General features: G+C 42.8%; 19 protein-coding genes. 9 read left to right on the forward strand and 10 right to left on the reverse strand.

Annotated features, from left to right (window positions below; all coding sequences use genetic code 11):
- Positions 1–693: 693 nt before the first annotated feature.
- From GJB62_RS02065 to GJB62_RS02090, 6 genes are all read right to left on the reverse strand, one after another.
- Positions 694–2,637 carry an alpha-amylase family glycosyl hydrolase gene (locus GJB62_RS02065; protein WP_114084419.1) on the reverse strand — a complete coding sequence of 648 codons (1,944 nt, stop codon included), beginning with the start codon at positions 2,635–2,637 and terminating at the stop codon, positions 694–696.
- Positions 2,638–2,721: 84 nt separating this feature from the next.
- The gene (locus GJB62_RS02070) at positions 2,722–4,128 is read right to left on the reverse strand and encodes a Dyp-type peroxidase (RefSeq protein ID WP_114084420.1); all 1,407 of its coding nucleotides are present in this window, start codon (positions 4,126–4,128) and stop codon (positions 2,722–2,724) included.
- Positions 4,129–4,490: 362 nt separating this feature from the next.
- Complete coding sequence (locus tag GJB62_RS02075; RefSeq protein WP_114084421.1) at positions 4,491–4,943, reverse strand: hypothetical protein; 453 nt, start codon at positions 4,941–4,943, stop codon at positions 4,491–4,493.
- Between the two features lie 134 nt (positions 4,944–5,077).
- A complete protein-coding gene (locus tag GJB62_RS02080; protein ID WP_114084422.1) occupies positions 5,078–6,706 on the reverse strand; it encodes an FAD-dependent oxidoreductase in 1,629 nt (542 codons plus the stop codon).
- Between the two features lie 28 nt (positions 6,707–6,734).
- Positions 6,735–8,654, reverse strand: a complete 1,920-nt coding sequence (locus GJB62_RS02085; protein WP_114084423.1) for a thiamine pyrophosphate-binding protein — start codon at positions 8,652–8,654, stop codon at positions 6,735–6,737.
- A gap of 36 nt (positions 8,655–8,690) precedes the next feature.
- Positions 8,691–10,598 (reverse strand): S9 family peptidase, encoded by a 1,908-nt coding sequence (locus GJB62_RS02090; RefSeq protein WP_114084424.1) that lies wholly within the window; start codon positions 10,596–10,598, stop codon positions 8,691–8,693.
- Positions 10,599–10,989: 391 nt separating this feature from the next.
- Between GJB62_RS02090 and GJB62_RS02095 the strand changes: the two genes are divergently transcribed.
- The 7 genes from GJB62_RS02095 (at position 10,990) to GJB62_RS02125 (ending at position 20,114) form a co-directional block, all read left to right on the forward strand.
- On the forward strand, positions 10,990–11,208 hold the full coding sequence (locus GJB62_RS02095; RefSeq protein WP_114084425.1) for a hypothetical protein: 219 nt from the start codon (positions 10,990–10,992) through the stop codon (positions 11,206–11,208).
- 803 nt (positions 11,209–12,011) lie between these two features.
- Positions 12,012–13,319 (forward strand): hypothetical protein, encoded by a 1,308-nt coding sequence (locus tag GJB62_RS02100; RefSeq protein ID WP_114084426.1) that lies wholly within the window; start codon positions 12,012–12,014, stop codon positions 13,317–13,319.
- A 446-nt stretch (positions 13,320–13,765) separates the two neighbouring features.
- Positions 13,766–14,164, forward strand: a complete 399-nt coding sequence (locus tag GJB62_RS02105) for a protealysin inhibitor emfourin (protein ID WP_209271465.1) — start codon at positions 13,766–13,768, stop codon at positions 14,162–14,164.
- Positions 14,165–14,304: 140 nt separating this feature from the next.
- Positions 14,305–16,200, forward strand: coding sequence for a M20/M25/M40 family metallo-hydrolase (locus GJB62_RS02110; RefSeq protein ID WP_114084427.1), 1,896 nt, complete (start codon positions 14,305–14,307; stop codon positions 16,198–16,200).
- A 93-nt stretch (positions 16,201–16,293) separates the two neighbouring features.
- Positions 16,294–16,971, forward strand: coding sequence for a hypothetical protein (locus tag GJB62_RS02115; RefSeq protein WP_114084428.1), 678 nt, complete (start codon positions 16,294–16,296; stop codon positions 16,969–16,971).
- A gap of 132 nt (positions 16,972–17,103) precedes the next feature.
- A complete protein-coding gene (locus tag GJB62_RS02120; protein ID WP_159402434.1) occupies positions 17,104–18,117 on the forward strand; it encodes a transposase in 1,014 nt (337 codons plus the stop codon).
- Between the two features lie 140 nt (positions 18,118–18,257).
- On the forward strand, positions 18,258–20,114 hold the full coding sequence (locus tag GJB62_RS02125) for an ABC transporter ATP-binding protein (RefSeq protein ID WP_114084430.1): 1,857 nt from the start codon (positions 18,258–18,260) through the stop codon (positions 20,112–20,114).
- Between the two features lie 301 nt (positions 20,115–20,415).
- Here the strand turns inward: GJB62_RS02125 and GJB62_RS02130 are convergent, their stop codons facing one another.
- The 3 genes from GJB62_RS02130 to GJB62_RS02140 all read right to left on the reverse strand — a co-directional run bounded on the left by GJB62_RS02130 (position 20,416) and on the right by GJB62_RS02140 (position 21,892).
- A complete protein-coding gene (locus tag GJB62_RS02130; RefSeq protein WP_245246071.1) occupies positions 20,416–20,694 on the reverse strand; it encodes an alternative oxidase in 279 nt (92 codons plus the stop codon).
- A 185-nt stretch (positions 20,695–20,879) separates the two neighbouring features.
- The gene (locus GJB62_RS02135; protein WP_114084431.1) at positions 20,880–21,230 is read right to left on the reverse strand and encodes a cupin domain-containing protein; all 351 of its coding nucleotides are present in this window, start codon (positions 21,228–21,230) and stop codon (positions 20,880–20,882) included.
- 191 nt (positions 21,231–21,421) lie between these two features.
- A complete protein-coding gene (locus tag GJB62_RS02140) occupies positions 21,422–21,892 on the reverse strand; it encodes a hypothetical protein (RefSeq protein ID WP_209271466.1) in 471 nt (156 codons plus the stop codon).
- 596 nt (positions 21,893–22,488) lie between these two features.
- Here GJB62_RS02140 and GJB62_RS02155 point away from each other — a divergent pair.
- The gene (locus GJB62_RS02155) at positions 22,489–23,169 is read left to right on the forward strand and encodes an SDR family NAD(P)-dependent oxidoreductase (protein WP_114084432.1); all 681 of its coding nucleotides are present in this window, start codon (positions 22,489–22,491) and stop codon (positions 23,167–23,169) included.
- Positions 23,170–23,179: 10 nt separating this feature from the next.
- On the opposite strand, the gene GJB62_RS02160 is transcribed toward GJB62_RS02155, so the two are convergent.
- Entirely contained in the window at positions 23,180–23,533 is a 354-nt protein-coding gene (locus GJB62_RS02160; RefSeq protein ID WP_245246072.1) for a hypothetical protein, read from the reverse strand.
- 53 nt (positions 23,534–23,586) lie between these two features.
- On the opposite strand from GJB62_RS02160, the gene GJB62_RS36900 reads away from it, so the two are divergent.
- The gene (locus GJB62_RS36900) at positions 23,587–23,787 is read left to right on the forward strand and encodes a hypothetical protein (RefSeq protein WP_181852910.1); all 201 of its coding nucleotides are present in this window, start codon (positions 23,587–23,589) and stop codon (positions 23,785–23,787) included.
- Positions 23,788–24,081: the final 294 nt, after the last annotated feature.

Genomic DNA, 24,081 nt, shown 5'->3' on the forward strand with positions numbered 1-24,081 from the left:
TGGAGGGAGCTTTCTGAGACGAATAAGCCAATCCACTGAATTGCCGGATCAACATCACGCCCCCCACCGCCTAAGTCATAGACCATCCCAGATAAGAGTGGATTCAATACTTTTCGGTTAAACCCAATAATCTCTTTTTTGGTCTGGGGAAAGGTTAAAGGGGAATGGCACTAAGAAAAGCTGAAACCTCCTTGCTGGCATGGTGTGGGAGGTGTGGGAGGTGTGGGAGGATGGGGAGGCAATGCAGCATTTGTTGATATGCAGTTATTCAATTTCTCCTCTTTCTCCCCACACTTCCCCCACTCCCCACACTCCCCACACTCAAAAAGCAAGTTATATCAGGGCTTTGCGATCAACAAGCGTGCCATTCGGTTAAAGGGCAATGGGGAAAGGGAAATTCAAACCCTTTCCCTTTCCCCTTTCCCCCTTAACCGAAAAGTATTGAGAGTGGATTCACATCAGCAGGATTACTTTTCTGGTATTGCATAACTCTGGCTTGTGCTGATGTGGGAAAGACAGCGATCGCAAAACAGAGAGTCAGGATGAACACGCATAATGATTTTGCTAGATATTTAAATCGGTTCGAAGGAGAATAACTGTTTTTCCTGTTCACCTTCATAGTTTCCTCCTATTCTCCTGGTGGGAAATCAGTCAGTTGTTTGGCATCTGCGATCGCAAAACCTCGGCTTGACCTCAGGGATAATTCGTCAGAATCAAAAATTCGGATGCTGAAATCGGTTGGATTTCAACATAGGCAGTCCCATCTTGTTGCTGCACCAACACTGTTGATCCCACTTTGTGAGGACCTGTGTAACCCGGCAGATTTGCCATTTCAGCCGTATTCAGAATCACCGTCATTGAACTTTCAATCGCGTTCAGGTTGGCATCTACCAAAACTCTTGCTCCCCGATTATCCGTTCCATGACTGTTCAGCACACAAACCGCCTCTTCATCATCTAAAACCCGTGACCAACCGATAATTTCCCCACTCCGTCCGTGATCACCAAAGGGCAAGTTTAAGAAGGGAATCGCGATCGGTCGCAAATACTGCCGTCCCAATCGCAGCACTGGGAACTGCTTACGGATTGCTGCCATTGCCTTAATTCGGACATAGGCAGGGTGATTTGGCTCGAAACAATGAGCACCTGCTGTCCCAAATGGCCCGAAACCAGGTAAATTTTGATCTAAAGCTTGCAGTCCCGCTACGCCAGATTGTCGGGGATGCTCTGGGCCAAACATCGCCTCCCGTAAATAGCGATCGGATTTCTTCCAGTCGGGCAACCACCTCCGTTCAGACGGTTCTGGGCCTGCCAATGCCTGCTCAGTTCCAGCGTAAATGCAGGGCACTCCCAATGTAAACAGTTGCAATGCTACTCCAGCAATCACCTGATGATCCGATGCAGCTTCACTGGAAAAGCGGATTTTTTCACCAAATACATGATCGTGATCATCCAGAATTGAAACATGCCGCCGTCCGATATTCCGATGCGACCCCATTACAGCTTTCCCTGGATCAAACCCGTTAAAGTAGGCTCTTGGATCTATCAGCCCTTTGGCAACCAGGTTAAGATTTACCCGCATCTCGGCGATATCCAGAGCAGCGTTTAGATTTTGCCCCACCACATCCAGATAGCGGTCTTGGTTATAGTCTCCGCCTGCTATTTCTCCCACTAGAAAGAAGTCACTCTTACCTAGATTGGCTGCAAACTCCTTAATAGTTCCGCAAAAATTTCGGGCTTGTTCATAGGTCACATGCTTGAGTGTATCAATCCGAAAGCCATCACAGTCCGTCAGCGCAATCCAGTATTTATAACATCGGGCTAAGTTATCTAACAGATAGGAATACTCCAACTGGAAATCTCGTAGTGTGATAAAGTCCGATCGCCGGAATTCGGCATTGGGATCATCCAAGTCTCCTCGCCCCAAATCTCCCTTGCCAGCACGAGTGTAGCAATCTGCTTCCTGAAGTTCCCTTGGCCACACTCCTTCTGCGCTCGTTTGAGGCTTTACCGCAATGGGTTGTCCGCGATCGCCTAGCCATGAGCCAAACTGATACCAACCAGACGTATAAGGTGGTTCCAATTCTCCCCCAGGAGTATCCGGAGCATAGAGCCAGTTAGATCCGGAATGGTTAAAAATGATATCCAGGATAATGCGTAGTCTCTTTTCGTGGGCTTTATTGACCAGACTGACCAAATCTTGGCGAGTCCCAAAGCGAGGATCGACCTCTAGAAAATCTTGAATGCCGTAACCGTGATAGCTATCCAAGTGACCCCGTTGCTGAAAAATTGGCCCTACCCAGATCGTTGTTATGTCCAGTTGGTTTAAATAATCCAGCTTCGACTCTAATCCTTTGAGTGTCCCACCCTGCCAGCGATCGCCTCCCGACTCTGCCCATTTATCAAATTGCCAAGACTGCCCATTCGGTAGACTAGGGCGGGCCAGATTCAGTTGCTGTCGATTCAGCAGAGGACGTGTATCTTCTTTACCATCGCTAAAGCGATCGGGTAAGAGAAAATAAAGCACTTCATTTCTCCAATCCGCAGGGGAGGGAAAGTAATTTTCGCGTCGAGGTAAAGAAAAGTCTTGTAGACTCTTCGGTCGCTGTGTAGCTAAATTTTGATCAACAAATGTCATAGGAATTATCTCAACACTAGTAAATAAGTTTACTCAGTGGAACTATTTTCTGTTTCGACGAAGACTATAAATTTTCTCCGCGACTTACTTAGTTGAATGACTAGCTATGTGTTGCAACGCGGTAATACTAGGTATAAAACAGTAAGCTCCTCCTTTGGTTGTGATGAATCGATCAAAACCCGTCAACTTGATTGAGGGGTTGTCTGGGGAGACAGGAATATCGAATTGACCACTTTTATTGTCATTAGCACCAATCAGAGGAGCTTTAACATCTGTAGGTAAACCAGCAAAATCTCCTTTATTCACCCACTCTTCCATGACAAATTCAAATTGACGTTTGAGATTCACACAGATGAATAGACCTAGCAATCCCCTTTCAATGCCATCATTAGGAGAGTTAGGATTATAAAGAGACCCATAGGGAATTCCCCTACGGATGAGTCTGTGAATATTTGTTACCCCTTGTATTTTTGCCGCACGAGGATTTGTGCGTCGTATATGTGAACCAATCGGACATTTATATCCTTGTGGATCATCAGAATAATCAAAATTATTAAATTGTTCGTAAATAATTGATTCTTTAGGAGAGGTTAGTTGATCAGCATCTGGAGAAAGGTCTAGAGGGACACCATTGCGCCATCGGCCACACATTTTAGCTGCCAGTTTGTCTGAATCAATTTTATCTTTTTGCTCTTGGAGAAACTTTTCAAAGCCAGCTACATCTTGTTCTAGGACTCGAAAAGCAGCAAAACTACCATTCAAGCCCAACTCCGGAGGTGTCGGTACGTAGTAAGGAGCTTTTTCATCATCCAGCAGGATAAACTCATAAGCAGGAATAATAGGTTGGGGGTCGAGGGATTTTGAAAGTCCACGCTTTGTAGGAACACCTTCTATTTTCGGCTGTGAAATTCCATCTTTGTAACCAAAATGAACTATATCGCTGGGTTGGCCTTTCTCATCAGGAAGTTTAGCTCCATCAAAGCAAGATAACTCTTTAAGTGCGTCTCCTTCTTTAAAGAGCGATCGCAGTTTATCCGATTGCTGCTCTAACACCTTACTATCTTGAGCATAGAGCGAGAGCAAAACATGAGTATTAGATGTTCCTAATCCACCTTTCCACTTTTCAGGGACACTCTCTCCAATATCACCTACTTGAGTTGCTTGAGCAATAGCACCTTGTCTAAATGATTTGTAGTTGGAACCGGAAAAGGATTTACCAATATCTGCAACAAATTGGAGAGCGTTTAAACCTTCAAAAGTAAAGCCAATATTTAAGCAATAACTCGGTTTTATGTCCCACCATGCAGCAGTGGTGATCTGAGGAATTGATTCATCACTACCGCTTACCAAGCTACCAATAAATTTCTTTGCGCCCTTCGCATCTTTAATATATAGAACAAAATGTCGCACATTGTTCATGTTATAGCCACGGATAATATAACCCTGGATATCACTAAAGTTAAGCTGCGTTAGAGTTTTTTCATTTGTCATAGATTTTCTCATTTTCAGAAGTAGGATGTTTGACAAATGGAGAATTATTGCCTTAAACTTAGCGACAAAAAATCTTACATGTTCTGCCTTTTTGCTCAGTCCAGTTCTAAATAAAAGCGTTGCCAAATAGAATTTTTCAGATTAATTAACTACAATTTACTCTAGGGGTGTGGTTGCCACTAAAGTAAGTTTTAGTTTAAAGGATGTTTGAAAAGTCCTCTTGTCAGTATCAAAAGTTTTGATCCTTCTAAATTACCCGATTAATTGGGGGACTTTGATTCCGGTTCCCCCCGATTTATCGAAGGGTTAGGGGGGATCTAAAAGTGCATAAAGTCACAGTGAAACACTTTCCAGATAACCTCTTAGCAGTTAGACGCAAGCTGACGAATTTTAACCACACTTAAAGTAGGATAAGCACTATACCAAACTTTTACTGGTTGATTATATTTTTTTATATAGTCAGCAAAAGCTTCAGAGTCTTTTTGGACTGGAATTAACCCCTCAGCATTTTCTAAATGCACTAACACTGCATTGAAAAAGTCACCAACTACTGCAACAAAGTCATCAACATATTTATTAAAATCTCCGTCATAGGCAGTAAAGAGTGCAAATTTAGCATAATACTCTTCCCCTGATTCTGGCGTAACTTTTTCGAGGAACATAAAACGTCCAAAATGTACTGTGCCAATCTGATCTAGTGCTGTTCCAAAAGTCCCAGTTTCTAAAATGTCCTTTAGGGCTTTATAGTTTTCTAGCACTGGGGCCTTAATTGGGGCAACAAAGCTTAATGGACTTTGTTCTGGTTTAGTACTCATGATCATGACTCCTTAGTATTTTTAGAACTGAACGCGGGTATTGCTTGTTTTGGCTATGTCAATTTAGTTTTTATTAGTAAATAAGATGCGTTTCTCGTGACCTTTTAAGTGGACATACAAGGGCAAAGTTTTGGCTATTTAATAGTCTGCTTTTTACGCTGTACTGTACTAGACAGTAAGGGGCTAATACCGAACTTTTCCAGCACCATGTCGGACGTTTGCAGTGCGCCTTCAACCCAACCCTGAGCGTCTGAATAGGCTTCACCACAGATGTAGAGTGAGCAATCAGTGCCGAGCGGTTGGATAATTTGTTGCTTCACCTCCCAACTTTTTACACCGATATTCCAACTATTCCATCCACCGCCAAACGGGTCATCACCCCAGTCGCGGAATGCGGCGTTCTGCACATCCGGTGTATAGTTGAGACCGTGGATGATCCCAAGCTGGCGTGCCACCTCCTCAACCATCGGTGCCGGTGCCACGTATTTGTCCCATTCGCTGTTAAGCTTTTGCTTACTTGACCCCAGGTATGGATTTTTCACTAATTCTGCAACCTGCCGATGCGCTTGCCAAGCCTGATGTCGTCGTGGGCGGAGACCGTCCCAAAAGCCGATGTCTGTGCCATCATCATAACTTGCCATCAGCATCGATAGCCCCTCGGTGGCTGGTTTGCCGTCATCCTTGGGCCAGTAATAGGTTTGCCGCACTGGCAGGTCTGTGACTGTTCGTCCAGACTCAACTGGAATGAACTTACCATCGTCTGTGTAGCCTGCTGCACGCCACCACGGGTTAGTATAGGTTGTGAAGAGCTTGAAGAGTGGGCGCGGTGTGACGCTAGTGATGAGGTGCTGAATCTCCAGCATAGGAGGACTTGTAGGCACAAGCAGATCGAGTGAGCGGCGCGGCATAGCGAGGATCAATGATTTTGTCGCGATCGTTTCTCCCTCGATGCTCAGTTCAAATGTGCCGTTTTTCCAATCGAAGCCATCGAGCCTAGTATTGAGCCGAATTTCGCCACCAGCTTTGGAGAAAAGCTGCGCTAATGATTTGGGTACCTCCTGAAATCCTTTCTTAAAACCCTTGTATTGTGGGTCAATGCCAAAATCGGAGAGATACCAGGGAATTGCATCAGCGGCATTCCAGTTAGTGAGTGTTGAGTTGTAGCCGCCAGCATCGATGCCAAGCTCGTAAGCTTCACCGCTAATGATGCGTATTAGCACGTTCCAAAAGCCTTGTTTCCATAGCGGTGTTCCAGCAAAGCTCGCGTTCTGCGCCATCTCTCGGCGTTGAGATTCAGTAAGCTTTGGATTTGTGATTCCCGGTACAATCTGCTCAATCGCATTGATGATGATGCTGCCTGCTGTACCACCACGTTCCAGAAACGAGAGATGATACGGCACTTTATCCGGTTTGATAGTGAAATCGGAAAGCCGAAGATAGACACCACGGAGATAGGCGATGTTTTGTGGTTGATCGACCGGAAAATCATACAACTCAATCTGCTGCTCTAATGGGAGGACTTTATTAAGCTCTCCGATGAGCTTTGCGATCAGTGGTTGCACTGTTGGGAGGATACGCATCCCCCCAAGTTCCGCAACCATGTTTGAAATATCGGGCGGCCGCACTGAGAGCAAACGCCCCCCAATGTAATTGCTCCCCTCGAAGACAACGATATTTTGATCTGGGTAGGCTTGTTTGAGCCGCCACGCATTATAAACGCCTGATACACCACCACCGACGATCGCAATATCGATTTCTGCCATGATTTGTCATCCTCTATTGGTGTTTGGTTTAAAAAATAATCGGAACATTCACCGCTGCGCCAGGAGCCTGCGTCCGCAAAAATGATTTTTCCACCTGACGATGAAAAAAGTTGAGTGGCGGTTGTGCGGTATAGCGTGCAGACATCTGCTGGGTCAATGGCGTTGAAAGCGTGTCTTTGGCAGTTCGTACATCGAGGATATAAGAGCGTCGGGTCTTCAATACATAATCGATACCGCGCCGTACAGCAGAACTAACGTCCTGGGAAGTCTCTACAATCTCACCATCTTGACCACCGAAGGCCTTCGCCAGAGCTACAAAGTCGAGTTTTGGCCTCTCAATTCGCAGATACTCAGGGTCGTTAGTCTTCGGTTTCCAGCCATAGCCAGGTGCAGAGCTATATGCAGCGACAACCTGTTGCAGTCCGCTTTGCAGTGTTTGGTATTCCTGATTGTTCGTAATGATATAGAGTATGCCGAGTTCGCGGTGTGCCGCAGTCCACCAAGTTTGCGGATAAAACAGCGATGAGCCGTCACCGACGGCGTTAACGACCAGGCGCGTCTCGATGCCTTGCCAACCAAAGCTTTCGAGTTTAATTCCCAGAGAAGCAGGCATTGACCAGCCGAGGGAGCCACCAGCTACGCAATAGTAGCTAATAGGTACGGCTCCATCATTGCCAAGTGGAAGAAAATACTGGAACGGTGCTGGATCGGAGACTGCCTCATGGACGTACACAAACTGTTTCTCCAGACCGCGCTCCTGAATCGCCTTGCGGAGCGCGTCAGCAATGACAACAGCCCAAATCTCATCTTTTGTTAGTGCTAGTTCCAAATATTGTTGCCACTGTTGATGTCGCTGGACATTGAGTTGTCGCAGATTCTCGTTGCGCTTTACCGCCTCTGCCGGGGGATTCTGACGAACAAGGTTGTTGATCAGTGGGAGTGTTGTTTTGATATCGCCGAGAATTCCCACCTGGCTATAAGAGTTCTTGCCGATGTCCCAGGTGTTATTCGTCAAATAAATCTGCTGAACACTGGGTGGAATCAGAGGACCGTCGGAATACTTGAAGACTGTAATCTGAGCTTGAAGACCGAAGCCGCAGAAAAAGGCAACATCATGATCCTGAAATACTTGCTGCATTCCTAATTGGGTACCAGGGAGTTCTCCCTGCCAATGGAAGTCATCATTGGGGAAATTCGCCACGCTACTGAAGGTCTGGAGTAGTACTGGTGCGCCCAGGAGTTCTGTCAGATCCTGTAACTCTGGCCAAGCATTAGCATAGCCAACCGCATCACCAGCAATGATAATCGGGTTCCTTGCTTCTGCCAGCAGCAAAGCCGCTTGCTGGATTGTTGATGAGTCACCAGTGAAATGGGGCGATATCTGCGTGATCCCTGGAATCCGATCTTCGGCATCAATGTGGCGCATTGTAAATTCCCACGGGATGGCGACCATCACTGGACCGTTAGGCGGCGCGATCGCCTCTTTGAACGCACGCTGTAAAACCAGCCCAATTTCCTCGGGTGTCCGAACCTCATGTGCCCATTTCGTGTACTGCCGTGCCAGATCAACGAGGTTTGAGGCCAAGAGTGGCTCTTGTGTTACTAACTCATTTTGCTGCTGGCAACAAAGTATTACTAAGGGGACATGCGATCGCCAGGCGTTGAAAAGATTACCGATGCTATGAGCGATACCCGGTGTAACGTGGACAACAACAACGCCTGGTTTGCCGCTCATCCGTGCCGAACCCATCGCTGCACCGATGGCGATGTTTTCATGCAAACATTCAATGTATTGGACTTCATTTTCTGGATATGATGTGCCATCAATAATTGGAATTTCGTTTGTACCTGGTACACCAAAAATGTAGTGAATGCCTATCTGACGCAGAATGTCGAAGATGTAGTCGCGAGTCCAGCGTTCTGGGTGTTGTATAGTCTTATTTGTCATACTTTATTATGCAGATTATGCCAAAACGGTAATAAATCAAAAACGCAAACCTGATTTTGTCAGCCATAAATCGAAGAAATACAGCTCCGCTTCTAAAGCACGCTTAATATTTTCTGCCTGCCGAAAGCCGTGCTGTTCACCGTCAAAGAGAAAATAACCTACAGGAATATTTTTACCGCGCAACGCCTCGACGATTTTCTCCGTTTGGTTGGGAGGAACAATTCGATCTTCATTGCCTTGAAAAAATATCAGGGGCGAAGAGAGTTTGTCAGCATGATGCACAGGAGAGCGTTCTTCATAGAGGTCACGTCGATCTGGATAAGGGCCAATTAACCATTCGAGATAGTGCGACTCAAATTTGTGCGTATCCCGAACCAAAAGCTCTAAATCACTAACGCCATAAAAACTGGCTCCTGTTTTAAAGAAATTGCGAAACGTTAAGGCGCTTAATGTTGTATATCCACCAGCACTTCCTCCTGTTATAGCTATCCGTTGGCTATCAACTAAATTTTTTTGAATGAGATACTTCGCTGCATTGATACAGTCATCAATATCAATAATTCCCCATTTTCCTTTCAGGCGATCGCGGTACTCCCTACCGAATCCAGTGCTACCACCATAGTTAACGTCAACAATTGCGATCCCTCGACTTGTCCAGAATTGTTTTGACAAATTTAAAGTATCGTCAGATGCTGCGGTAGGACCACCATGACACATCACTAATAGAGGAGGTTTACTTCCAGCAGGTGCAATATACTCAGGATTTTTGGGAGGGTAAAAAAAGGCGTGCGCTGTCAACTCTTTCTCAGTGGGGAACTCAATAGCTTCAGAAGTAGAAAAATAAGGTTGCCATTGCTGGTTTTCTTGAGTAGACCGACGTAGGATTTCAACTTCGTAAGTCTTTAAGTCAATCTGAACTAGCGCCGAGGTCATAGTGGGTGAACCTGCAATAGCCACAACCTTTCCGGGTGTAGCACGAACAGCTGTGAAATAAGTAAACGGTGTATCGATAGGCTTAAGCAAACCCGTCAAAAGGTCAATGATTCCTAGTATCCACCTTCCTCCTTTTGCATAAGTGCAGACGATATGGTTGGCAGATACAAATGCATAGGTAGAAGTTCCAAACTGCCAAGGAGGCTGACCGAACTCAGCCTCATCCAAAAGAACTGGTTCAACTTTGCCATTCACAAATTTATAGAGGTTCCAGTAACCGCTCCGGTCAGAAATGAAGTAGAGTACACCATCCGGCGACCACTTTGGTTGTAATATTGATTCTGCTGAACCACCTGCAACTTTTTGTGAGTTCTCCAGTTTCCCCTCATCTGTGCAATTAGCAATCCATAATTCTGTGGCTACCCAAGGCATATTTGGATGGTTCCAGGTTAGCCAGGCAATTTGCTTACCATCATGAGTCAGTCGAGGAGATGAATAAAAATCATTACCTTGAACTAGAGACTCCAATTTCCTACTGTCAGCAACCGCAACAATAGAATTGACAGGCTCACAGAGTTCATTTGTATGATCTTCTTGGATGCAGATAATTCGATTCCGAGCCACATCGTAATCACCATCTGCGTATCGCTTTTTCTCATCAGGTGTCAATGGCTGGGGGGTGTCTATATTAGTTTGTCGATAAATCCGTTGATCGTTGAAGTTTGAGAAATATGTAACTCCGTCCTTCACAACAAAAGCACCACCTCCATATTCGTGGACTAGTGTTCTAGCACTGAAACCCTTTGGAGTAATATCGACAATTTCGCCATTGGCAGTTCGTCTGACAATTACATATCGACCTTTTTCTGATGGTCGTGACTCGATCCAATAAACGTCCTTGCCATCTAACGCTACTTCTTGAATATTAATCGTTTCAGCAACGATAGCGTCAGCAGTAATAAGAGACTTCCAGAATCCATAGGGGGATTCCAGGGGTTGTGGTAAATCCATACTTGTAATTACTTATAGTATTTTTAACAAAATTTGCTAGGAAGTATCTCCCCATAGCAAATGTCGGATAAAAATCTATTTGTCGTGTTATGAAATTAATGTCGTTAAACTTTTAAATTGATGGAATTTTCATCCCAGCTATGTTGTAGCACTTTGGATTCCTTAGAACAACGGCAGGTTAAAAAGACTTATGCTGCGTATAATGGACTAATGCTTGATATAGCGTAACTAGGCAGGGTGGATTGTAGAGCGGTACTAATGTGTTAACAACGACAAATAATTTGTTATTCGACAAAAGAACAAGCTCAATAAATAGTTACTAGTATTTTCAAGATTATATGAATGCTATAAAAGTGAATGTAATAGTATAAACTTCTTTACAAAACGCGATGTGCGACTTATTCCTGCATTTCTCACAAGCGCTGCGATGGCTACACCCGCCGCAGGCATCGCACTTTTCATAATCCTTACCCAGAATATGTTTCGGGCATTGTTGACAGTTTATTTTTTGATGCAGTGTGAAAAACCAAAATCTAGATTTTATAAGGCTTTGAGAATTCTGGTGAGAAATACGGCTATGTTTCGTTACAAAAGGCTGGTGTACGAATGATTGAAAAGAAAAATCCCACAATCCTCATCTGGAGAGAGATAAATCGTCACCAGTGATTAGAATGAGGGAAAGATGTTTTCTATTGAAGAGTTTATCGTTGCCGTATTTTGTTGTATTGACAACTTGCAAATTGAAATTACCTAAATCTACCCAATAAAGAGACGAGGTTTGTCTTAATTAGTATCATTTTCAGCAATACTATACCTTTGGCTTACTTATCCTCTAACTTTAGTTAGAGGATTAAGTCTTTGAGCTTATCATAATGAAATTATGTATCGAAACATGATTCAGATATCAAATACCCAATTTTTTAAGACTAGACATCTCCAGAAATGATATGAAGGCGAACAACCCTTCGCCCCCAATACGGTTCGGTTAAAGGTATTGGTTTTAAATACATCCTTTACGCAATACCTGCAAGCCCATTCCCCAGACCACACTCGATTGTGAAAAATGCTTATCCGAACCGTATTACGTTCGCCCCTACTAAGGATTTTGAGCAACGCAGAATCAATTATTCGGGATGTCTACTTAATAACTATTGGGAATTCAGAATGTTGCTCGATGAATGGGATTAGCTTTCAGTATTAAAGTTTTTCTGTCTAACTGTGAGAATTAAATTACGGGCTTAACAATAGTTTTGGTTCTACTACTTATTTAGCTCCTAATTTTAATAGATAAAACTAGGATTTAGGTATCTCTACAGATATTAAACATCTTAACTGAAGCTAATCACAAACTACTACATAAGCGATACTTGATAATGCTTAAAAAGCATAATTACCATATAAAGAGGGATAATTATGACCACTGAATCGGCGGCTAAACCAATCACGCCCAAATTTGATAACTTCCAGACTCTTGCTACTGAAAAGGGAGCTGTTCGCGCTGTAGCAGAGAAAATGTTTGACTTGCCTGCACAAATAAATCCACCTATACTTGGTTCTCGCACGCGTATTTGGAAGCAAGATCCTTCTGTAACAGAACTAAAATTGCCAAGAACTGTTTATGTTCACACCGAAGTAAACGATGGGCCTAGTGACTCCCAAATTAGAATAAAGGGTGTTGTGCCTGTTCCTGCGGATGTTAATCGAGATTTTTTACCAGACCCTGCTGCAAATGTGGAAGCTTTCGACGCGGTACATACTTATACTGTTGTGCGTCAAGTTCTTACTTTCTATCAAAGAGTATTGAAGAAAAAGTTGAATTGGCAGTGGAGTCAAGATAATGGTGAGCAAGCAATCAATGTTTATCCTCATGCAGGAGAAACGGCAAATGCCTTTTATAGCCGTGAGGAAAAAGCTTTAAAGTTTTTCTATTTCACTCCCTTTAAAGATTCAAATTTAACCTCGAAAGTTTTTACTTGTCGTTCACTAGATATTGTTGCCCACGAAACTGGACATGCAATATTAGACTCGCTAAAGCCTGAATGGATCTTATGGAATGCACCAGCACAAACAGGAGCCTTGCATGAGTCATTTGGTGATTTGACATCTATCTTTTTGATTCTGTCTCAGTTGGATTTGGTCGAGTATATTGTCGCGGAGACGAAAGCAGATTTACATCAAAAGAATATATTGGCTGAACTAGCAGAGGAATTTGGACTGGCTTTTAACTTACGTAATGGGTTGCGAAATGCAGATAATAACTTAAAACTCAGTGAGGTTACTCCTGAGGTACATGACTTGTCTCAGGTATTTACAGGAGGAGTATTCGACACTTTGGCAGATTTGTTTACATCACGCAGAGATCCCTATGTGCAAGATAGTGCCGAAGTTCTCTACCAAACTGGGAAATATTTGGGTGAAGTTGTGCTGCGTGCTATCATTGAGTCCCCAAACACTAATGCCAGCTTTGCAGATGTAGCTAATGCCATGATTAAAATTGCTCAAACAGACGGCAATCACGATTACGCTAAATTTGTACAGAAAAACTTTGAATTTCGGGAAGTTTTGGGATCAAAAGCTTTTGGGACTCACATTGATTTATCCAATTTTGGTATGTATCCTAGTCGTCGTTGCGCTTGTGGGACAATGCAGCATCCACAATATAGACCAAAGGCTGCTCACTTGAATGGCACTAACACAGATGGAATGGTCAAGACACCATAGGTGTAGGAGAGCAAAGAAGCACGGGAGAAAGAAGAAGCTCCACGAGTATCTGAGTCGAATGTCATGAACAAAAGCTGAAATCTTTACCAGGGCAGGGTGTAGGGAAGTTGTTGATTTGTAAGTATTATTTGGTTCTTAGTATTTTCCCTTACATCCCTACCCCTTACACCCTTACGCCCTTACCCCCGAAAACCAGCTATATTAAGGGTTGTGCTTTTTAAGCGTGCCATTCGCATTTGAGCCAAAGGGATAAATTCTCTTCTTCCCCTCTGCTCCTCTGCAACCCTTACACTCATTACACTACTTGCTTTTAGACTTAACTTAGTGCCATTCACTCCTCACTCCAATGGAAAAAATGACAAGCAAGTTTAATTTCCCCTCTCTTTAAGAGGATGGCAAGGAGAAGAAGCAAGTGTGAAGTATAAAGTGTATGACCGCTCTCCTGTATGAAGCATTTATTTTTATATCTTTTGTCTTTCATCCTTCTTCTTTTTCTTGCTAATCAGCCAATAAGTGAGGCTTACTCAACTATGAAAGTTAAGTTTGTTCAGTCAGGAGGATACGCAGGCTTGAGAAGGGGTTGTGAAGTGGATACAAACTTACTTCCAAGCAACGAAGGGGCTAAGTTAAAGTCTTTAGTGGAACAAAGTGGCATTCTACAAAAAGCTAAAAGTAATCACGCGCCACATGCCCGCGACTTGTTTAACTACAACATTACTGTTGAAACGGCTGAGGGCGAGAAGTGCAATGTCTCATTTGATGACTTGAGCTTACCTGAAGGTATACAACCATTGCTTAACTATCTCCAAAATTGTGCGTATCCACTTACGCCTAATGTGAATTAGGAAAAAAGGCAATCTTTGTCATAGTGGATGATTTGTATCAAAAGCAAGTAAAAAGTTTTTTAGCTTAAGTTTCTGTACGATTGCTACCAGAAAGCCTCATTTAATAAAGAGCATTGTAAATAATTTTGAGAAGTTAAATTATGAGTGAAAACACCCATAATGTTATTTTTTTTGACATAGGCGGTACTCTTGGATCTCCAAGAATTTCACCCTTTCCCTATCGCCTTGAAGGTTTAGATGTTTATCCTTATGTGCCTGATATACTACGGCAGTTGCGTGAGCGCAACAGTCGCATCGGAATCATATCGAATATCGGCGATGATAAACCCGAAAACGTAAAGAGAGTGCTGGAAAAGTGCCAAATTTATGATCTTTTCGATTCTGATCTAATTATTTATGGTGCAAAAAACTCTTCAGAAATCTTTCAGTTTACAGCACGTCAAGCAGGCCATTCTGATACTCCGAACCAGTGTCTATTTGTTGGTGAGGATAGTCATGAGCGAAGTTATGCAATACAAGCTGGTTGGCGTGTAGTTCCACATCCTTGTCTAGTTTGGGACGTGCTCAATGGTAGCCATTTAAGGTATATTCGCATAACTGTCCCAAGCGATCGCAGTGAACAGGGATGGCAGCAAGTCATTAAATCTTTACCTGTTGTACCTTTGTATGTGACTGGTGACAAAGGAAATCAGGTTTATGCGATCGCCACAAGCCAAGCGGCGATGAGACTTGATGATTTGGGATTTGCAGTAGATCGCTTGGGTAGTGAAGACGATCCCCTGACTACAGAAGTTTATTTACTACGGGACGATCTTCAAAAAAGCACTGGCTTTCTTAACCCACAAGGAAGATCAACGGAATTTTTTGCTAATGATGAATCCTCTAAAATGGTTTTGGCTTCTTCAACCGAAGGTCTTTTCGTTGCCTTACCATCAGATCGCTCAGTGGAGGACTATCATTTTGAGAACGCCCAACACGGACATAATCTGAAACTACTGCCCGATCTTAGTTTGCTCGAACCATTTGGAGAAGGTAATAATGCGAGAACTGCTGGCTTTTTAACCTCCCCTACCACTGAGCCATCCTTAAATCAGGCTGAATTAGACAAATTTAAAGCCATTACACCTGACAAAATTCGCAGCCATGTGGAAAGGTATGCAGGGATCAAACCTCTCAATGAGCAGCAGAGAATTATCAAAAGCCGACATATTCACAGTCCAGATATGCCGTTGGTTACAGAAGCATTAGCACAAGACCTAAAAAGCATTGGGGGAGATATTTTTAGTGTCAGAATGAATCCGTTTGTCCACGAAGGACGGGAGTTATACAACGTCGAGGCAGAAATTCAAGGCAGTCAATCACAGGAGATAGTTCTAGTTACTGCCCATTTAGATTCTACTGCTGCCAGTGATAGGCCTTACGATGCCAAAAATGATCCTGCCCCCGGTGCCGATGATGACGCAAGTGGAGTTGCTGCCGTCTTAGGCCTTGCTGAGGTGATCAAAGAGCTTAATTCCTTTAAACCATCAAAGAGAACAATTCGCTTTGTCCTCTTTAATGCCGAGGAGCATGGCTTAGTTGGTAGCCAAGCTTACGCCAGAACGCAAGCGGCGATCGCTGCTCCCATTGTTGGCGTGTACCAGATGGACATGATTGGTTACAACATCGAAGCTCCTCGTTCCTTTGAAGTTCACGTTGGTTATGCAAAATGCGACGACGTGCAGCGGCGATCGCTCGTTCTCGCCCAACGTCTTGAACGGCTAGTTTCTGTTCTTTCTCCCAGGCTAGAACATCCTCAAATCTATACCCAACCCGACCCTGCCGAGGGTAGGAGCGATCATGCAAGTTTCCATCAACGGGGCTACGCAGCTTGCATTACGTCTGAGGACTTTTTCGTAGGTCCCGATCTAACATCACCCGAAGCTGAACCCAACGTCAACTATCACCGAAAGGAAGATAAGTTTGTGGATTTTGACTATGCGGCTGATATTGCCCGCGTAGTTGGTGCTGCTGCATGGGTGACAGCAAATGCTTAATTTGGGATCAGCCCATAGAAGGTTATTAAAACCTAGTTTTTTCCTTGTTCTTTAACTTCCGCTTTCTCATTACAAAAAGGTTAGGTATGCACAATGGTACATTCTATTGACCGTCGTAACTTCAGCACAAATCGTGCGACTCCAAGCCGTATTGATGAACTCAGCCGAAATGCGTCATTTGTTTCTAATGAGTTGCCTGGAGACCATACTGTTAGTGTCGCTTATTTGAATTCACTCACAGGTACGCCCAACACTCTCGTTTCAAACAATGCCCCAAGTACAGATGGATCGCTGATTGATCGAGCATTAAACTTTGTTAGCCAAACCAGTGCTGCTTTCGGATTTGCTCCCAGCGAACCAGTCGAATTTGTCCCGGACCCGACCATTGAAACAACTAGTGCTGATAGTCGCGCCGTTCACTTACAACAAACTTATCGTGGTATTCCTGTCTTTCAGATGGTTCGTACCGTTCGGTTTTCTCCTAACCAGGAGATTAATGAAGTCGTCGGAAATAACGTCAATCTCCCAACTGGGATTAATATTGCGCCGCAAATTGATGTTACCCAAGCCGTAACATCTGCTGCTGCGTATATCGCTAACCCCAATGAAACTGAGGAGATGAGAGACGGTTGGGGACAGCCAATAACCCCTATCAGCGTGGACTTGTCCGATTACAACCCGCGAGTGCTAGTTACTTTTCCCATGCCGAGTCAACCGACAGTCTTGGATCAGGACTTACGCAACTGGCACAGTGCGATCGCAATTTTATAGTATTTACGTACTATGTCAAAGTGGCGTACCTAGAGGACATTGCTGAAATTAATAACAGTAATTAGCTGTGTTAAGTATTTTTCAAATCATGAGAAAATGAGTTGAGTATTCAGAAAATAAATCTTGTAGTTTATGAGATTTACAAAACTTAACTATTGCCAGTACTTGTTAAGTAGTCAGATTAATTATACTCTGACAAATTTGGCAGAGCATTTAGAGCAGATTAGTCATGATAAAATTAACCGTTATCTTAAGAATGAAAAGTTAACACCACGTTTACTTTGGGATAATGTTAAAGATATCTTACAAGTGAGTGATAGCGCATATCTAGTTTTTGATGACACAGTACTTGATAAACGATACGCCACAGAAATAGAGACCAGTAAAAGGCAGTATAGTGGCAACCAACATGGTGTAATCCAAGGTATTGGGCTAATAAATTGTATATATGTCAATCATGAAATCGGAAAGTTTTGGATAGTTGATTATCGGATTTATGACCCAGATAGAGATGGAAAAAAAAAGATAGATCATGTTACAGAGATGCTGCAAAACCTTATATATCATAAGGCTTTACCGTTCCAAGCTGTCTTAATGGATACTTGGTATGCAACAAATAAATTGATGTTATATATTGATGGATTAGGAAAATATTATTATTGTCCTCTGAAACGTAATAGACTTGTTGATGATACGGCAGGTCAAAAAAATTATCAAAGAATTGAATTGTTATCTTGGGATAGCCAGGAGTTAAAATCAGGTAAAATAATTAAAATAAAAAAGTTTCCCCAAGCTACAAAAGTGAAGCTCTTCCGGGTAACTGTCTCGACCGACAGAACGGATTTTATCGCTACTAACGATTTATCTCAAGATTCTACGGACGTTGTACAAAAAGTGTGTAAGGTTCGATGGAAGGTTGAGGAGTTTCATAGAGAATTAAAACAAGTAACTGGTATTGAATCGTGTCAATGTCGCAAGGGACGTATTCAAAGAAACCATATTGCCTGTGCTATTTTAGTCTGGCTTCGACTCAAACATTTAGCTTATCAAAGCTACCAAACAATTTATCAAATTAAACATGGATTATTATCCAATTATTTAGTTCAGCAACTAAAACGCCCGAATGTTCCCATGTTTATTGTCTAGTTGTTTGGCGCTCGGTGCGGCGCAGCCGCACCGTCGTTTGTGACAGTTGCGTAAGTCCTGTTGAAATAAAAATAATGACAAACGCAAGAATATTTAGTATCAATTATAATATCTAAATAAAAATTATTATTTCAATTTAAGTGCAACTTAGCGAACTCAGCCTATTTCAAACTTTTCGGCGTAGCCTGCAATTGGTAATTCAGTCAGCAACTACTGAGTTACGCACTCTTATATTTTTAACTTTAATTAGTGGTTCTAGCCCAGCAATTTCACTGTTTCTCAACAAAATTATTATTGACCAAATCTCCCATTTATTAGGGAAATATACAACAGTAAGCTCGCTCATTCTTATCCTACAGGAGCCAATCTTACTTGGGAGCATTGGAGGATTAATACTACTTAATTTATTAACCGAATCAATGAATGCGATCGCTAGCTTGGTTTTTTCTTCTCTGCGCGATCGCGTTCAAGGTTTCGCTCAAAGTATTGTGCTGAATAAAGTTGCCAATTTTGCGGATATCGCGTTATTTGAAACCCCCGAATTATTGAACTTGGTTCAACTGGCAGAAACAGGAATAGAACGGCTCAAGGAACTATCCTTGCTTGTAATTACAACTTTGCATGGTTTTTTTATTTTAATTCCTGCTATTTTGCTCTCTGGCTCAATTACTTGGTGGATACCGTTAATTTTATTTACCTCTGCTACACCAGCGATTTATGTGGAATTGACTTACCGCAAAAAAAGCTGGGAAGTCGAAGAAACTCAGGCGAGTCTTGTCCGCCAAATGAACTTGCATAGGGATGTCTTAGTGGGTGAAGCTTATGCCAAAGAATTACGCTTATTTCAGCTACAGCCTTTATTGCTGGATCGGTGGCAAAATCTTTTCCAGACCATGTTTAGATCGATGCAGCAAATCCGCAAAAAAGGGATGGTGCTGGTAATCACTTGGTCAATGGTGAATGGATTAGGAACCGCTTTACCCTATATTTATGTTGTTATAGGAGCTTTACGTGGGATTTATACTTTAGGAGATTTAGCACTTTATGCAGGTTTGATCCTACAAGTACGCCAGAGTTTGTTTTTACTGATTAATAATGGGTCTAACTTGTATGATGTGGTTTTGGGGACTCGTCCGATTTTACAATTATTAGAACTGAAGCCGAAATTGCGGTTATCGTTAGCCTCAAGGGAGGATACTGCGGCTAAATTGTCGTTGACACCAAGAGTGATCGCCCAGCACCAGGGAATCCAAATCAAGAACTTATCTTTTTCTTATCCAGGTAGCGACAGCAAGATTCTGGACAACATCAACCTCACAATTCAGCCGCATCAAACGATCGCCTTAGTTGGGGAAAATGGTGCGGGGAAAACAACTCTGGCTAAGTTACTCTGTCGCCTGTACGATCCAGGAAGTGGCGAGATTTTGTGGAATGGACAGGATTTACGGGAAATTGACTTGGTACAGCTATACTCACGCCTTGCTGTGGTGATGCAAGATTACGCTCGTTTTCCAGCTACAGTGTGTGAAAATGTGGGTTTTGGGTACTTATCTGCGTTACAGGATGTTAACGCCATCAAAGAGGCACTGAGGGCAGCTGGAATTGCCAAGGTAGTGGACAATCTGCCGCAAGGCTTAGAGACACTATTAGGTAAGCAATTAGCCGATGGCGTGGACTTATCAGGAGGACAGTGGCAAAGAATCGCGATCGCTCGTGCGCTGATGCGATTATCCTCAGCAGAACTATTAATTTTGGACGAACCGACAAGCGCACTAGATCCGAAAACTGAGCATGAAATTTACCAGCTTTTACGTACCATTGCTGCTAATAAAATGGCTGTTTTCATCAGTCATCGTTTAGCTTTATCCAAACTGGCAGACCAGATTATTGTTTTAGAAAATGGCAAGATTATAGAAACAGGAAGTCATGAGGAATTAATAGTAAGAGGTGGACAATATCATCTTATGTTTAGCCGTCAAGCAAGTAGCTATCAATAGACCGAACTATCAAATTAAGGTTGGGTAATTTAACTTTCAAAAAAGCTTAATTAACTTTATTCCTAAATTATTAGCTGCAACTTCAACAAAACGTCTCTTTATTTATTGCACTTTACTAAAAGTTATTGCTCACAAGGCTGTTCCTGACCGCCCGGCTAGAAATGAACCACGAGTCCGTAAACGTCGTCCCAAAATTTACCACTTGATGACGAAACCCCGGCATGAATTACGCAAGCAATTGCAAACGGCTTAAACCACAAGCGTTTCGGCTTTTCTTAGTGCCATTCGATCCAGTAGTAAATCAATCCTCCAATCCGGGCAAGGTAGCGATCATACCAGCGAGGGATGCGGCAATCAGCAGATGGTGCAGTTCATTCCAGGACTCTGCAAAATGCACCTTTAGCCAGTCAGATTTGCGCCACCAGCCCATCGTTTCATAGAGGTGTAAAACGGAGGTGAAAGCAAAATAGGGTACACGGGCAACGGTTTCCAGTACAAAAAATCGTGCAAAGACGCGATCGCGGCCCTGATAAAAGGTATTCAACAAGGTTTCCAAAAAATTAACGAGCAGTCGGATCATGATGTTTAGTGTCTTAGTTTTTTGAAGCGATGTCCTGCATGAGCTAGAGTGAATGCGTCTAGTAGTTCGCCAAGTGAACTTGGCGGGGTAAAGGGAAAGGGGGAAAGGTTTCAAATCCCTTACCCCTTACCCCTTCCCCTTTCCCCAGCCATCACGCAGCATTTTTGGGTTGGCAGACTACTAGGTCAATGTTTGGAGTTGGCAACCTGTTCAGAAAGCGTCAATAAAAAGGCGAGGTTAGTTGCTGCTTTAAGCGCGTGGCGTGCGTTGGCGGGTATAAAAGCAAAGACTCCAGATTCTAGAACAATCTCTTGATCTTCCAGCGTCAGCACGCCTTGTCCTTCAATCACATTCACAGTCGCATTGCGAGGATTGGTATGTTCTGCAATGGTCGATTCTGCCGCCAGAGATATCAGTGTATAGCGGCAGTTTCCATCTTCTAGCAGAACCTTACTTTTAGCTCCATGCTGGGGATACTCAATGATGTCCGCCCAACGAATTTTGGTTATCTTCAATGAGAGTATGCTTGTAGTCATGGGATGATTCCTTTGTTGCAGAGAGATTAATTTGAGCGACAAAGACACTTATAGATTAGACTTCTTTCAGAAGTGGGGAAGGGGGAAAGGGAAAAGGAATAAGAAAAAACCTTTACCCTTTAACCTTTACCCTTTTCCCACCTCTTGCAAAAGTTACTTTTGCAAGAGGTTCATTGAGTGTCTGTATTGAATTATGGAAAGACAATTTTGGCGATCGGCGCATGACCTAAGAAAATATGGGCAGCCGGTCTCAGGACACTTTCAGAATAGATAATCTTTTGAATGTCCAGGCTGGGCGCACGTTTGGCGGTGGCATTGTAGGTGGCGATTTCTCCTTTTAGGCTGAAATCGCTCTGAGTGAGGTAGTGGTCATTGTCGTGCATTCCCTGGAAAATAAAGTTATAGATGGGGTTAAGTCCCATCGTTGTGTCGTAATTATCGGGAGATACCCAGAGATGACTTTGCTTGATGTCAGTAAACATCTCTGCGGCATTGTTATAGCGCTCGTACCATGAGAATTCTAGATTGAGCGGGGTACTCTGAAACTCACCCCAGAGCCAATCACACAGTTCTGCGAGTGTTGCAAATTGAGTTTGTAAATCGCTTAGGTGAACATCAACGTGAGTGATGCGATCGCTGAATCGGCTCAGGCTCTCTTCCACTACACCACTAACCTAAGTTGCTAGTGCTTCGTGACCTTGGATGTTATGGCCGGTATGGATTTGGATTTGCACGATGTTCTCCTGTTGTAATTGTGATTGGCTTAGTTTCGAGCCTTCAGGTTAATCTCACTTAAAGTAATCTGCAACTATTGCAACCAAGTATCTGGCGATCGCTTCCAGCAGGCGGTTACGCCATCGCAAAAAAAGTGAGGCTATCCTACCTGAACTTCCTCCTCAGTTTGAACCTTTGCTAAAGCCGCTTTTAGATTTGCTTCCTCGACCTCCGCAAAATCCCTTATTAGTTCCCTTGTTTTTCACTAGAACATAAAACATCGAATACTTCTTGTATCTTGCTAGGTAAATAAGTTAAATTTCATCTACCACTTTTGAATGTTTTATCAGAATCTGTATAATTCATACGATTTAAGTATTGCAGTTGCAGCAGGTGGTATCAGTGGCTACGCTAAGGTTAATTCAAAAATCTCTGCTAGTGTGGCAGGGACGGCAATAGCTTAACTTCTTCCATTCTTGGACAAAAGGATCTTCCACTTGGTTTTCCACGAATTATTGATTCAGAACAGGAATAGCAGAAAAATATGAGTAAGCTCATCTTAATTACAGGCATAAGTAAAGGTCTAGGTTATGCGATGACCGAGGGTTTTATTCAACAGGGGCATACTGTTATTGGTTGCGCCCGTTCATCAGATGAAATCGATAAAATACGCCAAAAGTTTAGTGCGCCCAATGATTTCACATCTGTAGATGTAGCAAATGAACAGCTTGTAAAAAAATGGGCACTAGACGTACTTCAAAAATATGAACCGCCAGATATATTAATTAATAATGCGGCAATTACTAATTATCCAGCACCTTTGTGGGAAATACCATCTGAAGAATTTTCTGATCTTATAGATATCAATATCAAAGGAGTAGCGAATATAATTCGCCATTTCGTACCAGCAATGGTGAAAAAGAAACGGGGTATTATTGTTAACTTTAGTTCCGGCTGGGGACGTTCGACTTCAGCCCAAGTTGCACCATACTGTGCTTCCAAGTGGGCAATCGAAGGATTAACTCGTTCTTTGGCACAAGAATTGCCAACTGGTATGGCTGCTATACCCCTCAATCCAGGTATTATTCATACAGATATGCTTTCTATTAGCTTTGGAGAAGAAGCTGCTAATTATACACCCGTGTCCGATTGGGTATTGAAAGCTGTTCCGTTTATTCTCAATTTAAAACCCAAAGATAACGGGATTCCCTTGACTATACATTAAAGAGTGAATCTCAATTGCGTAGGCGTAGCCCGTCGTAGACATCGTTGCCATTAGGAGCCGACAGTTGAATCATCTCAGTAAAACGTGAATACTTAACTGCATCAGTAGGGGGATAATCTGCCGACACTGCAAGTAACCCAATTTTGATATCCTCGAAATAAATCACACCCCCAATACGTCCTTCAATTTGGAAAGCTCCATGAAATAAATGATATGGAGCTATGTAGATCAGCAAAAAGTCACTAATATTTATTGCCCTGCTAAACATCTGCTGACAAGTTTTTTGGAGGACAGCATCTAGATATTCATTATGGGCAGGTTCACCCAGGTCAGTAAATTCCGGCCAATCTGCAAAATGATCCATATAAAATAGCCAGATATCGGACAAGTCTGCGTCATTTGTCAGTTTTTGCTTAAGTGACTGCAATCGGTCGATATTCATATTGTGGCAAACAGACAGTACTGTTAAAAAGTTATCAATTATTTTTGCGTGAATGGGGGATTGTTGAGCCGGCTGGTGAATTAGCTGGTTTGCCTTTCCCTATTAATGCTCAGATGCTGCGGCATGGAACAGGTTATCCCAAGGCGAATCGAGGCGATGAAGTTTGTAGATGCTGAGTTATCATTGTCTACTCTTACACTTGTACACTTAACCGTATTTTCTCGTAATTTCTTTCAAAAATCAAATAGGATTCCTATCTTAAGAAGTTAATATAAAGCCGTCAATTTCCTATATGAAGGTTAGTTAAATGTTTGCTCAACTGTCTTAACTGTCTACCTTATTATCTTCTTAACTGTCTTAACTGTCTTAACTGTCTTAACTGTCCACCTTATTATCTACTTAACTGTCTTAACTGCTATTGCATTTTATTGACAAAACTGAGATTATTTAAAAGATTTAGGTTAAACAGA

This window comes from Nostoc sp. ATCC 53789, from assembly GCF_009873495.1.
In the GTDB taxonomy this organism is placed as follows: domain Bacteria; phylum Cyanobacteriota; class Cyanobacteriia; order Cyanobacteriales; family Nostocaceae; genus Nostoc; species Nostoc muscorum_A.